Origin of the sequence: Salmonella sp. 32070601201500089SM, assembly GCF_017573605.1 — a bacterium.
GTDB lineage: Bacteria > Pseudomonadota > Gammaproteobacteria > Enterobacterales > Enterobacteriaceae > Salmonella > Salmonella enterica.
Window position 1 is genome coordinate 68,465 of record NZ_JAGETK010000004.1, and the last position, 14,035, is coordinate 82,499.

Consider the following 14,035-nt stretch of genomic DNA (forward strand, 5'->3'; position numbering starts at 1 on the left):
AATGAGAATTATTAATTTTTCCGGAATTATCCTTAATGAGGGAGCTTGATAAATATCAAGAGAACCAGCGCATAAAAACGTGAGAATGGGTTTTTATTTGACGAGTCGGATCATGAAAAATATAAAAAGCCAGGGAAATGGCGAACAGCCCGCTATTTCTCGCCGCCACTTTATCCAGGCCAGCTCCGCGCTTATTGCGTTACCGTTTGTCTCCTCGCCAGCTACCGCTCAGGCGCGCGCTGTGACGGCAACTGAAAACAGGCCTGCGGAAAAAGTCGTTCAGACATGCAGCACTTTTGACTGCGGGGGCAAATGCGATATTCGGGCGCATGTTAGTGACGGTATCGTGACGCGAATTTCAACGCGACCGGATAATGCGCTGGATGCGCAAATGCCGGTGATGCGTGCCTGTGTTCGTGGACGCGCATACCGTAAATTTGTTTATCACCCCGATAGACTTAAATATCCCATGAAGCGCGTAGGAAAACGCGGTGAAGGAAAGTTCGAGCGAATTTCCTGGGATGAAGCGACAACCTTAATCGCCGATAATTTAAAATCGATTACTGAAAAATATGGCCCGGCTTCGCGCTATGTTCATGTTGGCACCGCCGTTTCCGGCGGCACCTTTTCCGGCGATAAAATGGCGCGTCGCCTGCTGAATCTGACCGGCGGCTATCTCGAAAGCTACCATTCTGTGAGTATGGGCAACACGGCGGCCGCGACGCCTTATACTTACGGCATTGCCGCCAGCGGCAGTTCGCTGGATACGCTTTTGGACACCAAACTGGTGATTCTGTGGGGCCATAACCCGACGGAGACCATTTTTGGTCATACCAACTATTTCTTGCAGAAGATGAAGCAGAACGGTACGCGGTTTATCGTGGTCGATCCGCGCTATTCCGACACCGTTTCGTCGCTGGCGGATCAGTGGATCCCGCTGCTGCCCACCACCGACAATGCGCTGATGGACGCGATGATGTACGTCATCATCAGCGAGAATCTGCACGATCGCGCATTTATTGCGCGCTACGCTATCGGTTTTGATGAAGACTCAATGCCGGAAGGCGTACCGGCTAACGAATCGCTGGTGGCGTATCTGACCGGCGCCAAAGACGGTGTCGTTAAGTCCCCCGAGTGGGCGGAAAAGATCACCCATGTGCCGGCGCAAACCATTCGCCAGTTAGCGCGTGATTACGCGAATACCAAACCCGCCGCGTTGATTCAGGGGTGGGGACCACAGCGCCACAACTGCGGCGAGCGCACCGCGCGCGGCTCGACCCTACTGGCGACCATTACCGGTAATGTCGGCATCAAAGGCGGTTGGGCTGCGGGTTACGGCGGCTGCGCTAACCGTAAATTTGCCGCGGGTCCGGAGATGCCGGATAACCCGGTAAAAGCCAAAATTTCGGTGATGAACTGGGTGCAGGCCGCAGACGACGCCAGCAAAGTGACGCCGGATATGGGGCTGAAAGATGCCGATAAGCTGGACAGTAACATCCGTATTCTGTTCTCGCTGGCCGGGAACTATCTGGCGAATCAGAACCCCGATCTGCACCAGGCGGTACGCGTACTGGAGGATGAATCAAAGATCCAGTTTATTGTCGCCAGCGATCTGTTTATGACGCCGAGCGCGAAATACGCTGATCTACTGCTGCCGGAAACCAGCTTTATGGAACGCTGGAACATCGGTGAAACCTGGGGCACGGCAAGCTACCTGATACTCTCTGAAAAACTGATTGAGCCTGAATTTGAGCGTCGCTCCGACTACGACTGGCTACGTGAGGTGGCGGCGAAATTAGGCATTGAGAATGAATTTAGCCAGGGGCGCGATGAGAAAGCGTGGATTGAACACATCTGGGAACAGACGCGCCTGGCGATGCCGGACGAAAATCTGCCGGATTTCGCCACGCTGCAAAAGACCCGTCAGCATCTGTTCAAAAGCGCGCCATTTATCGCCTTTGAAGACAATATTCGCGATCCGGAAAATCATCCGTTCCCGACGCCGTCAGGGAAAATAGAGATCTTCTCGAAGCGCCTCTACGACATGCAGCATCCGGAAATCCCGGCGTTATCGCACTACGTTCCCGCGCATGAAGGCCCGGAGGATGCGCTGGCGAAAGATTTTCCTCTCCAGTTAATTACGTGGAAAGGAAAAAACCGCGCCAACTCAACGCAATACGCTAACCCGTGGCTGATTGAAGTGCAGCAGCAGACATTGTGGATCAACCCGCAGGATGCGCAAAAGCGCGGCATTACGCATGGCGACATGGTGCGCATTCATAACTCACGCGGGATTTGCGAAATCCCGGCGGAAGTGACGCCGCGCATTATTCCCGGCGTTGTCGCAATGCAGGCTGGCGCCTGGTGGCAGCCGGATGAAAACGGCGTTGATAAAGGCGGCTGTGCGAACGTCCTCAGCTCGGCCCGTATTACCGCGCTGGCGAAGGGAAATTCACATCAAACCATGCTGGTGGAGGTGGCTAAAGCATGAGTCAGTTTACACATTACCCGCCGGTGAGCGATAAACAACTGGGATTTTTCATCGACTCCTCACGCTGCTCCGGTTGTAAAGCCTGCCAGGTGGCCTGCAAAGACAAAAACAATCTGGAAGTAGGCCGTCGTTTCCGCCGCGTCTATGAAGTCAAGGGCGGAAGTTTCATCCCGACCGGGCAGGGTGGGGTCAGCAATAACGTATTTGCTTATACGCTTTCCATTTCCTGCAACCACTGTGCGGACCCTGTCTGCACCAAAAATTGCCCGACTACCGCTATGCATAAACGCCCGGGAGACGGCATCGTGCGCGTTGATACCGACAAATGCGTCGGCTGTGGCTATTGTGCCTGGTCCTGCCCTTACGGCGCGCCGCAGCTTAACGAGCAGACTGGCCAAATGTCCAAGTGCGACATGTGCGTTGATTTACTGGCGAAAGGTGAACCGCCCGTCTGTGTTGCGACCTGTCCGCTGGAGGCCATCAAGTTTGGCCCGATTGATGAACTGCGCGCGAAGTACGGTAGCGTATGCGACGTTAACGGGCTGCCAGATTCATCCATAACCAAGCCTAATCTGGTTGTCAAAGCGCATCAGGGCGCAGAAAAAGAGGGTAAACGCCATGCATGAGTTACCGCTGCTGATTTTTACGCTCTGTTTGCAAGGGTCTGTGGGCGTGACTCTGTGGCTGGCGTTGGGCCGCCAGTACGCCGTAGAGGGACGCGTGCCTGCACGCGGCGCGCTTCCCGCGATGGTGGGGGCGTTTGTACTGGCCTGCGTAGGGCTGCTTGCTTCCGCGCTGCACATGGGCTATCCCCTGAATGCGCTAAATGCGTTACGTCATGTCGCCAGTTCGTGGCTGAGTCGCGAAATCGTCTTTGCCAGCCTTTATCTGGCGGCGCTGGGACTGGGGGTTGTGCTGCTATTTTTCCGAAAACCAGGCTGGCAGCCGCTGCTGGCGCTGGCGGCAGCGTTTGGGCTGGTGGATGTATTCTGCATGGCGCAGGTTTATATCCATGCCTCGGTGGCGACCTGGCAGCATAGCAACACGCTGGCGCTGTTTTTTGGCACGTCAGGCATTATCGGTTCGGTAGTCATTGCGCTGGCTTATCTGCGCAACGCTGGCGCCGCAATGCGCTGCGCTGTGGTAGTGGTCGCACTGATGGTGCTGATTCGCCTGATCATGCAGCCGCTATGGCTGGCGGATATTAATGCGGTGGATACGACGGTCGTCACTTTCCCGCATCATCCGCTACAGGCGCTGGCGCAGTTGCGCGACATCTATCTTCTCGGCTGGTGTGTCTCAGCGGCGGGAATGCTCTGCTTTGCCGCAGGCGGTCTGCGAAACGCCAGAGGGACGCTGGTGGCGGGCAGCGTATTGCTGCTTATCGGCGAGATTATGCTGCGCTACGTCTTCTTTAGTATTGGCTGATGGTTAACCTGACGATCGATCCGGCGGTAGACGTGACGCAGGCTTGCGTCCGTCGTCGCTTTCGTTTTTCTTCCTGCCGCGCTTGCGCCAATGTTTGTCCGGCGCAGGCGTTTTCGCTGGCGCAGGGGCAGGTCAGCATAGATACGACGCGCTGCATAGCCTGTGGCGACTGTCTGTTTGTCTGTCCTGTTGACGCCATTACCGGTATCAAACCGGTTAAACGCTTTGTGCAGGGGGATACGTTGGTGGGGCCGTTTTCGCTACAGGCGCCAACGGTCGATGAACTGCTTCTCTGGCACAGCCAGTACGGTATTCGCTTTATTGATATTGCGGTGGAGCGATCGGCGCAGTGGCTGATGGCGCTGGCGGGGCTAAATTTAGCGCTGCACCGCTACGGCGAGCCGGGCTGGTCTTTCAAACACGTTGTCGGCGCGGAGATTAACGCCTCGCGGCGCACTCTGTTTCATGTTCCGCGCGACGCCATTACCCCGTGCGCCGTCGAGCCGGGGAAACGGCGTCTCAGACAGGCGTTTTCCGCGTTCAGCGAATGCGTACCCGAAATCAGTCCGCAAGAGTGCAGGATGTGCGGCGCCTGCTGGCGAAGCTGCCCGGAAAACGTTATCCAGTTTGACGACGACACGCTGAAGATAGCGGCGGCGCGTTGTACGGGATGCGGCGGCTGTGCGGCGGTATGTCCGCATCAGGCATTGCGGTTGCGGTTTGACGTGGAACCCGCCCCAACGCGGCATAGTGCGGCGTATACGCTCACCTGCGAAAGCTGCAAACGTACTTTCCATGCTCTCACGCCTGAACACACGCACTGCGTGCTGTGTCAGTCCGCTGAGTTTGCTGTGCGCCTTTAACTTTTGTTGCTAATGCTCATTTTATTTTAAAAAAATGTTACCTATATCCATAGGCAATTGATGGGATGCTCTTTATAATCCGCGCCTGACATAACAACAGAACATATTTCAGAGGTAAACATGGCTATTGAACGGACTTTTTCCATTATTAAACCCAACGCGGTGGCAAAAAACGTTATTGGCAGCATCTTTGCGCGCTTTGAAGCTGCAGGGTTCAAAATTGTTGGCACTAAAATGCTGCACCTGACCGTTGAGCAGGCGCGCGGCTTCTATGCTGAGCACGACGGCAAGCCGTTCTTTGACGGTCTGGTGGAGTTCATGACCTCTGGCCCTATCGTGGTATCCGTGCTGGAAAGCGAAAATGCGGTACAGCGTCACCGCGATCTGCTTGGCGCCACCAACCCGGCGAACGCGTTGGCGGGTACGCTGCGCGCCGACTACGCTGATAGCTTAACTGAAAACGGCACCCACGGTTCGGATTCGCTGGAATCCGCGCAGCGCGAAATCGCCTTTTTCTTCGGTGAAGGCGAAGTGTGCCCGCGCACCCGTTAATCTCCTTCGTCTTTCACGCTGTAAATGCGTTGGCGATAAATTATCGGTTCAAATATTATTTTTGCTAATGCCGCGTGCAGACGTGGCATCCTTACGCCAGAATTTGTACAATGCAGCGCCCCCGGACGAGCAGTAAGCTTACCGGGGCGTTTCTTTTTTCAACCCTCCAGGGGCCATAACGTGTAATAACGAGGCCGGAATAGCATATGTCTGAACAAATTGTCACACCTGAAAGCAGTACCCCGGTAGTTCTTAACAACAAAACAAAAATCAACCTGCTGGATCTCAACCGTCAGCAGATGCGCGAGTTTTTTAAAAACTTAGGTGAAAAGCCTTTCCGCGCCGATCAGGTGATGAAATGGATGTATCACTATTGCTGCGATAATTTTGATGAGATGACCGACATCAACAAAGTGTTGCGCGGCAAATTAAAAGAGGTCGCGGAAATCCGCGCGCCGGAGGTCGTTGAAGAGCAGCGTTCCTCAGACGGCACCATTAAGTGGGCGATTGCTGTCGGCGATCAGCGCGTTGAAACGGTCTATATCCCGGAAGACGACCGCGCTACGCTGTGTGTCTCTTCACAGGTAGGATGCGCGCTGGAGTGCAAGTTTTGTTCAACTGCGCAGCAGGGCTTTAACCGCAACCTGCGCGTATCGGAAATTATCGGTCAGGTCTGGCGTGCGGCGAAAATCGTCGGCGCGGCCAAAGTCACCGGCCAGCGTCCGATCACCAACGTGGTCATGATGGGGATGGGCGAGCCATTGCTTAACCTGACCAATGTCGTACCGGCGATGGAAATTATGCTCGATGACTTTGGTTTCGGCCTGTCCAAACGTCGTGTCACGCTCTCAACGTCTGGCGTGGTGCCTGCGCTGGATAAACTGGGCGATATGATAGATGTCGCGCTGGCTATCTCGCTCCATGCGCCGAATGACACTATTCGCGACGAAATCGTCCCGATCAACAAAAAATACAATATCGAAACGTTCCTGGGCGCGGTTCGCCGCTATCTGGAGAAATCCAACGCCAATCAGGGGCGCGTGACGATTGAATACGTGATGCTTGACCACGTTAACGACGGCACTGAACACGCGCATCAACTGGCGGAGCTACTAAAAGAGACGCCTTGTAAGATTAATCTGATTCCGTGGAACCCGTTCCCTGGCGCGCCGTATGGCCGCAGCTCTAACAGCCGTATCGATCGCTTTTCTAAGGTTTTGATGAGTTATGGTTTCACGACCATCGTACGCAAGACGCGTGGCGATGACATTGATGCGGCATGCGGACAGTTGGCAGGCGATGTGATTGACCGTACTAAACGTACCCTGCGTAAGCGTATGCAGGGAGAGGTGATTGACATCAAGGCTATTTGATAGCAGTTGTGCCACGAGGCATTCATTATACCGTGGCGCAATGTCAGTTGAATAATGTCTGGCGTTGTACTTGTCTGGTCAATAATAACGGTGCGTTTTTGTCGACTTTAAGGCAGTATGTAATGGTGCAACAAGAGTTTAGCCTTGTGTCTTAGCGGTTTTGTCATCTGCGGCCTGACAGGCTTATACTGTCTGACTAAGGTTAACTAACCTGATGTTTCGCGGTGTGGGCGGGCATTACGGCTCGTCGGCGCCTGAATCCTAATTTACACGTACCTGTAGCTGTAGCGAATGAATACTGAAGCCACGCACGACCAAAATGAAGCACAAACCACCGGCGTTCGTCTGCGCAATGCCCGTGAACAACTCGGACTCAGCCAGCAGGCTGTCGCTGAGCGACTTTGCCTGAAGGTTTCTACGGTACGCGATATTGAAGAAGATAAGGCGCCGTCCGATCTTGCTTCAACCTTCCTGCGCGGATATATCCGCTCATATGCGCGTCTGGTGCATGTTCCAGAAGAGGAACTGCTGCCGGGGCTGGAAAAACAAGCTCCGCTGCGCGCCGCTAAAGTCGCCCCGATGCAGAGTTTCTCATTAGGAAAGCGTCGTAAAAAACGCGACGGCTGGTTAATGTCTTTTACCTGGCTGGTACTGTTTGTGGTCGTAGGGCTGACCGGCGCCTGGTGGTGGCAGAACCACAAGGCGCAGCAGGAAGAGATCACGACAATGGCCGATCAAAGCACGGCTGAACTGAACGCAGATAAAGACAGCGGCCAAAGCGTACCGCTGGACACCCGTGACGCGACAAGCCAGGATACGACGCCAGCGCAAACGGCTCCGGCGCCTGCGACGCCGGTTGATTCGACGGCGGCGACGCAAACGCCAGCGCCAACGGCGGCGGCAACGCAAAATACGGTAGTCGCGCCTTCGCAGGCGAATGTCGATACGGCTGCGACATCTGCCGCGCCAGCGGCAACGGAGACGCCGTCCGCGCTGCCGACCAGTCAGGCTGGCGTAGCGGCGCCTGCTGCCGATCCGAACGCGCTGGTGATGAATTTTACCGCTGACTGTTGGCTCGAAGTCACTGACGCCACGGGTAAGAAGCTGTTTAGCGGTATGCAGCGTAAAGATGGTAATTTAAACCTAACCGGTCAGGCGCCTTATAAACTTAAAATTGGCGCGCCGGCCGCGGTGCAGATCCAGTATCAAGGAAAACCTGTCGATCTGAGCCGCTTTATCAGAACTAATCAGGTTGCGCGTCTGACCCTTAATGCCGAACCGACACCGGCGCAGTAACAGACGGGTAACGCGGGAGGTTTTTCATGCATAACCAGGCTCCGATTCAACGTAGAAAATCGACACGTATTTACGTTGGGAATGTGCCGATTGGCGATGGCGCCCCCATCGCCGTCCAGTCGATGACTAACACGCGTACCACTGACGTGGAAGCGACGGTTAATCAGATCAAAGCGCTGGAGCGCGTTGGCGCAGATATTGTTCGTGTTTCTGTACCGACCATGGACGCCGCCGAAGCGTTCAAGCTTATCAAACAGCAGGTTAACGTCCCGCTGGTTGCCGATATTCACTTCGACTACCGCATTGCGCTGAAGGTGGCGGAATACGGCGTTGACTGCTTGCGTATCAACCCCGGCAATATCGGTAACGAAGAACGTATTCGTATGGTGGTGGACTGCGCGCGCGACAAAAACATCCCTATTCGTATCGGCATAAATGCCGGATCGCTGGAAAAAGATCTGCAGGAAAAATACGGTGAGCCGACGCCGCAGGCGCTGCTGGAATCAGCCATGCGCCATGTCGATCATCTCGATCGTCTCAACTTTGATCAGTTCAAAGTGAGCGTAAAAGCGTCCGATGTATTCCTTGCCGTTGAGTCTTATCGTTTGTTGGCTAAACAGATCGATCAGCCGCTGCATCTGGGGATCACCGAAGCGGGCGGCGCGCGTAGCGGGGCGGTCAAGTCGGCGATCGGTTTAGGTCTGCTGTTATCGGAAGGTATCGGCGACACGCTGCGCGTATCGTTGGCGGCCGACCCGGTGGAAGAGATCAAAGTCGGTTTTGATATCCTGAAGTCGCTGCGCATTCGCGCGCGCGGCATCAATTTCATCGCCTGCCCGACCTGTTCTCGCCAGGAGTTCGACGTTATCGGCACGGTGAACGCGCTGGAGCAGCGTCTGGAAGATATCATCACCCCGATGGACGTCTCGATCATCGGTTGCGTAGTGAACGGGCCGGGCGAAGCGCTGGTATCGACGCTGGGCGTGACGGGCGGCAATAAGAAAAGCGGCCTGTATGAAGACGGCGTGCGTAAGGACAGACTCGATAACGACGATATGATCGCGCAGCTTGAATCCCGTATTCGCGCGAAAGCAAGTCAACTTGATGAAGCGCGTCGGATTGATGTGCTGCAGGTTGAAAAATAAGAACGTGATGGGAAGCGGCGCGCTTCCCGTGTATGATTGAACCCGCATGGCTCCCGGTTCGTTCGGGGAAGCGCTGAGGGTTCATTTTTATATTCAGAAAGAGAATAAACGTGGCAAAAAACATTCAAGCCATTCGCGGCATGAACGATTATCTGCCTGGCGAAACCGCCATCTGGCAGCGCATTGAAGGCACACTCAAAAACGTGCTCGGCAGCTACGGTTACAGTGAAATCCGCTTGCCGATTGTAGAGCAGACCCCGTTATTCAAACGCGCGATCGGTGAAGTTACTGACGTAGTTGAAAAAGAGATGTACACCTTTGAGGATCGCAACGGCGATAGCCTGACATTGCGCCCTGAAGGTACGGCGGGCTGTGTACGCGCCGGCATCGAACATGGTCTCCTGTACAATCAGGAACAGCGTTTGTGGTATATCGGCCCGATGTTCCGTCATGAGCGTCCGCAAAAAGGCCGCTACCGTCAGTTTCACCAGCTAGGCGCCGAAGTCTTCGGCTTACAAGGCCCGGATATTGACGCGGAGCTGATTATGCTGACCGCACGCTGGTGGCGCGCGCTGGGCATCGCTGAACACGTTAGCCTGGAGCTGAACTCTATTGGTTCGTTAGAGGCGCGTGCGAACTATCGCGATGCGCTGGTCGCGTTCCTCGAACAGCATCAAGAGACGCTGGACGAAGACTGCAAACGCCGCATGTATACCAATCCGCTGCGCGTGCTGGATTCAAAAAATCCGGACGTACAGGCGCTGCTCAACGACGCGCCCGCTCTCGGCGACTATCTCGATGACGATTCACGCGAGCACTTTGCCGGCCTGTGTAAATTGCTGGACGCGGCGGGAATTGCCTACACCGTCAACCAGCGTCTGGTACGCGGTCTGGATTACTACAACCGCACCGTATTTGAATGGGTAACAAACAGTCTGGGGTCACAAGGCACCGTCTGTGCGGGTGGTCGTTATGACGGTCTGGTGGAACAACTGGGCGGTCGCGCTACCCCGGCAGTGGGCTTTGCGATGGGCCTGGAACGACTTGTTTTGTTAGTTCAGGCAGTTAATCCGGAATTTATTGCCTCTCCTGTTGTCGATATATACCTGGTAGCTGCCGGCGCACAAACGCAGTCTGCGGCAATGACGCTGGCGGAGCGGCTGCGCGATGAAATGCCAGGCGTGAAGCTAATGACAAACCACGGCGGCGGCAACTTTAAGAAACAGTTTGCCCGCGCCGATAAGTGGGGCGCCCGTATTGCACTGGTTCTTGGCGAATCTGAAGTCGCCGATGGGACTGTTGTAGTGAAGGATTTGCGCTCCGGTGAGCAAACGGCAGTGGCGCAGGACAGCGTCGCCGCGCATTTGCGCACTTTATTGGGCTAAGGAGAAGGACAGCGTGGAAATTTACGAGAACGAACACGACCAGGTGGATGCGATTAAACGCTTCTTTGCCGAAAACGGCAAAGCGCTGGCTGTCGGAGTGATTTTAGGGGTTGGCGCGCTGGTTGGCTGGCGTTACTGGAGCAGCCATCAGACGGAGTCCGCGCGTGCTGCTTCTCTGGCGTATCAAAATGCGGTGACGGCGGTAAGCGCCGATAAGCCGGATAGCATTCCCGCCGCTGAAAAATTCGCGGCTGAGAATAAAAACACCTATGGTGCGCTGGCGTTTATGGAACTGGCGCAGCAGTTTGTGGATAAGAATGAACTTAAAAAAGCCGAAGCCCAGTTGCAGCAGGGGTTGGCGGCCACCAGCGATGAAAATCTCAAAGCGGTGATTAATCTGCGTCTCGCTCGCGTTCAGTTGCAGCTTAAGCAAGCTGACGCTGCGCTGAAAACTCTGGATGCCGTTAAAGGCGAAGGATGGACGGCCATTGTCGCTGATTTGCGCGGCGAAGCGTTGCTGAGTAAGGGTGATAAAAAAGGCGCGCGCAGCGCATGGGAAGCGGGCGTCAATAGCGATGCTTCTCCGGCGTTGAGCGAAATGATGCAGATGAAAATCAATAATTTGTCCATCTGAGAGGGACCCGATGCAATTGCGTAAATTACTTCTGCCAGGGTTGCTTTCCGTTACCCTGCTCAGCGGCTGTTCACTGTTTAGCGGCGAAGAAGATGTCGTCAAGATGTCTCCATTACCGCAGGTTGAAAACCAGTTTACCCCGACCACTGTCTGGAGCACCTCTGTCGGTAACGGAATTGGCGAATTTTATTCTAACCTTCATCCGGTAATGGCAGATAACGTGGTCTATGCAGCCGATCGCGCGGGCGTGGTAAAAGCGCTCAATGCGGATGATGGCAAAGAGATCTGGTCTGTGAATCTGGGCGAGAAAGACGGCTGGTTCTCTCGTTCGTCCGCGTTGTTGTCCGGCGGCGTCACTGTCGCGGGCGGTCACGTCTATATCGGCAGTGAAAAGGCCGAGGTTTATGCGCTGAATACCAGCGACGGTACCACAGCATGGCAGACGAAGGTCGCAGGCGAAGCGTTGTCTCGCCCGGTTGTCAGTGATGGAATCGTCCTTATCCATACCAGCAACGGTCAGTTGCAGGCGCTAAATCAGGCGGATGGCGCCATTAAATGGACGGTGAACCTGGATATGCCTTCGCTGTCGCTGCGCGGCGAATCTGCGCCGGCAACCGCGTTCGGCGCGGCTATCGTTGGTGGTGATAATGGCCGCGTCAGCGCCGTGCTGATGCAACAAGGGCAGATGATTTGGCAGCAGCGTATCTCCCAGGCCACTGGCCCAACGGAAATTGACCGTCTGAGCGACGTTGATACCACGCCGGTTGTGGTAAACGGCGTCGTTTACGCGTTGGCGTATAATGGTAACTTAACGGCGCTGGATCTGCGCAGTGGTCAGATTATGTGGAAACGCGAGCTGGGTTCGGTCAATGACTTTATCGTCGACGGCGACCGTATCTACCTGGTCGATCAGAACGATCGCGTGCTGGCGCTGGCCACTGACGGCGGCGTAACGCTGTGGACGCAAAGCGATTTGCTGCACCGTTTGCTGACCTCCCCGGTGCTGTATAATGGTGATTTAGTCGTCGGCGATAGCGAAGGTTATCTGCACTGGATTAATGTTGATGACGGGCGTTTTGTGGCCCAACAAAAAGTAGACAGTTCCGGTTTTCTGACCGAACCGACGGTGGCGGATGGTAAACTGCTCATCCAGGCCAAAGACGGTACGGTCTACGCGATTACGCGTTAATCGTCACGGTTGTGTGTTTTAAAAAACGGCTCCTGGTGTAGGGGCCGTTTTCCTGTTTTTAACAACGGCGTAAAAATGACGCGCGTTGTCTGATGATTTTTTAAATGAGGCTTTAAACATGGTACCTGTGGTCGCGCTTGTCGGGCGCCCTAACGTCGGAAAATCCACGCTATTTAACCGTCTGACCCGCACCCGAGATGCGCTGGTTGCGGATTTCCCGGGTCTGACTCGTGACCGTAAGTACGGTCGTGCGGAAGTTGAAGGCCGCGAGTTTATCTGTATCGACACTGGCGGTATTGACGGCACCGAAGACGGCGTCGAAACGCGGATGGCGGAACAGTCGCTGCTGGCGATTGAAGAAGCGGATGTGGTGTTGTTCATGGTGGATGCGCGCGCTGGCCTGATGCCGGCGGATGAAGCGATTGCCAAACATCTGCGTTCCCGTGAAAAACCGACCTTCCTGGTGGCGAATAAAACGGATGGTCTCGATCCCGATCAGGCGGTTGTCGATTTTTACTCGCTGGGATTAGGCGAAATTTACCCTATCGCCGCCTCACATGGTCGCGGCGTATTGAGCCTGCTGGAACATGTGCTTCTGCCGTGGATGGATGATGTCGCGCCGCAGGAAGAGGTGGATGAAGACGCGGAATACTGGGCGCAGTTCGAGGCGGAACAAAATGGTGAAGAAGCGCCGGAAGATGATTTTGACCCGCAAAGCCTGCCGATAAAGCTGGCGATTGTCGGTCGCCCGAACGTAGGTAAGTCCACACTCACTAACCGTATTCTCGGTGAAGAGCGCGTGGTGGTATACGACATGCCGGGCACCACTCGCGACAGCATTTATATCCCGATGGAACGCGACGAACGGGAATATGTGCTGATTGACACGGCGGGGGTGCGTAAGCGCGGAAAAATCACCGATGCGGTAGAAAAGTTCTCGGTGATTAAAACGTTGCAGGCGATTGAAGACGCTAACGTCGTACTGTTGGTTATCGATGCGCGCGAGGGGATCTCCGACCAGGATTTGTCTCTGCTGGGCTTTATCCTCAATAGTGGGCGCTCACTCGTTATCGTAGTCAACAAATGGGATGGCCTGAGCCAGGAAGTCAAAGAGCAGGTGAAAGAGACGCTGGATTTCCGTCTGGGCTTTATTGATTTTGCCCGCGTTCATTTTATCTCTGCGCTACACGGCAGCGGTGTCGGCAACCTGTTTGAGTCCGTACGCGAGGCTTACGACAGTTCCACTCGCCGGGTGAGCACTGCGATGCTGACCCGTATCATGACGATGGCGGTGGAAGATCATCAGCCGCCGCTGGTGCGCGGTCGCCGTGTGAAACTGAAATATGCCCACGCTGGCGGCTATAACCCGCCGATTGTGGTTATTCACGGCAACCAGGTAAAAGATCTGCCAGACTCCTATAAGCGCTATCTGATGAACTACTTCCGCAAGTCGTTGGAAGTGATGGGGACGCCGATTCGCATTCAGTTTAAAGAAGGGGAGAACCCGTATGCGAACAAGCGTAACACACTGACGCCAACGCAAATGCGCAAACGTAAGCGTCTGATGAAACATATCAAGAAAAGCAAGTAATGCTTTTTCAGTAATATTCCAGGCCTGACAAGCGCTGCGCTATCAGGCCTTTCAAGTAAAAGTGAGTCATGCGCCTGAGGAGAATGTT

At 54.8% G+C, this 14,035-nt stretch carries 12 protein-coding genes; all 12 read left to right on the plus strand.

The window, feature by feature from the left end:
* The first annotated feature begins 112 nt into the window (after positions 1–112).
* The 12 genes from J4728_RS08380 (at position 113) to der (ending at position 13,947) form a co-directional block, all read left to right on the plus strand.
* Entirely contained in the window at positions 113–2,491 is a 2,379-nt protein-coding gene (locus tag J4728_RS08380; RefSeq protein WP_001521637.1) for a DmsA/YnfE/YnfF family dimethyl sulfoxide reductase, read from the plus strand.
* Complete coding sequence (locus J4728_RS08385) at positions 2,488–3,117, plus strand: DMSO/selenate family reductase complex B subunit (protein WP_000077436.1); 630 nt, start codon at positions 2,488–2,490, stop codon at positions 3,115–3,117. Before J4728_RS08380 ends, J4728_RS08385 begins: the two co-directional genes overlap by 4 nt.
* Positions 3,110–3,919 carry a dimethyl sulfoxide reductase anchor subunit family protein gene (locus J4728_RS08390; RefSeq protein ID WP_020839166.1) on the plus strand — a complete coding sequence of 270 codons (810 nt, stop codon included), beginning with the start codon at positions 3,110–3,112 and terminating at the stop codon, positions 3,917–3,919. Before J4728_RS08385 ends, J4728_RS08390 begins: the two co-directional genes overlap by 8 nt.
* Positions 3,919–4,782 (plus strand): 4Fe-4S binding protein, encoded by an 864-nt coding sequence (locus tag J4728_RS08395; protein WP_208211582.1) that lies wholly within the window; start codon positions 3,919–3,921, stop codon positions 4,780–4,782. Before J4728_RS08390 ends, J4728_RS08395 begins: the two co-directional genes overlap by 1 nt.
* A gap of 120 nt (positions 4,783–4,902) precedes the next feature.
* Entirely contained in the window at positions 4,903–5,334 is a 432-nt protein-coding gene (gene ndk / locus J4728_RS08400; RefSeq protein WP_000963846.1) for a nucleoside-diphosphate kinase, read from the plus strand.
* Between the two features lie 206 nt (positions 5,335–5,540).
* Positions 5,541–6,707: a bifunctional tRNA (adenosine(37)-C2)-methyltransferase TrmG/ribosomal RNA large subunit methyltransferase RlmN gene (locus tag J4728_RS08405; RefSeq protein ID WP_208211583.1), complete on the plus strand. Its 1,167-nt coding sequence runs from the start codon at positions 5,541–5,543 to the stop codon at positions 6,705–6,707.
* Positions 6,708–6,998: 291 nt separating this feature from the next.
* Positions 6,999–8,003 (plus strand): cytoskeleton protein RodZ, encoded by a 1,005-nt coding sequence (gene rodZ, locus J4728_RS08410; RefSeq protein ID WP_001090898.1) that lies wholly within the window; start codon positions 6,999–7,001, stop codon positions 8,001–8,003.
* A gap of 26 nt (positions 8,004–8,029) precedes the next feature.
* Positions 8,030–9,148 (plus strand): flavodoxin-dependent (E)-4-hydroxy-3-methylbut-2-enyl-diphosphate synthase, encoded by a 1,119-nt coding sequence (gene ispG / locus J4728_RS08415; protein WP_208211584.1) that lies wholly within the window; start codon positions 8,030–8,032, stop codon positions 9,146–9,148.
* Positions 9,149–9,258: 110 nt separating this feature from the next.
* Positions 9,259–10,533, plus strand: a complete 1,275-nt coding sequence (gene hisS, locus J4728_RS08420) for a histidine--tRNA ligase (RefSeq protein ID WP_001107141.1) — start codon at positions 9,259–9,261, stop codon at positions 10,531–10,533.
* Positions 10,534–10,546: 13 nt separating this feature from the next.
* Positions 10,547–11,167, plus strand: a complete 621-nt coding sequence (locus J4728_RS08425; protein WP_080088690.1) for a YfgM family protein — start codon at positions 10,547–10,549, stop codon at positions 11,165–11,167.
* Between the two features lie 10 nt (positions 11,168–11,177).
* Positions 11,178–12,356 carry an outer membrane protein assembly factor BamB gene (bamB, locus tag J4728_RS08430; RefSeq protein ID WP_023218396.1) on the plus strand — a complete coding sequence of 393 codons (1,179 nt, stop codon included), beginning with the start codon at positions 11,178–11,180 and terminating at the stop codon, positions 12,354–12,356.
* A gap of 118 nt (positions 12,357–12,474) precedes the next feature.
* Positions 12,475–13,947 carry a ribosome biogenesis GTPase Der gene (der, locus tag J4728_RS08435; RefSeq protein WP_000249411.1) on the plus strand — a complete coding sequence of 491 codons (1,473 nt, stop codon included), beginning with the start codon at positions 12,475–12,477 and terminating at the stop codon, positions 13,945–13,947.
* Positions 13,948–14,035: the final 88 nt, after the last annotated feature.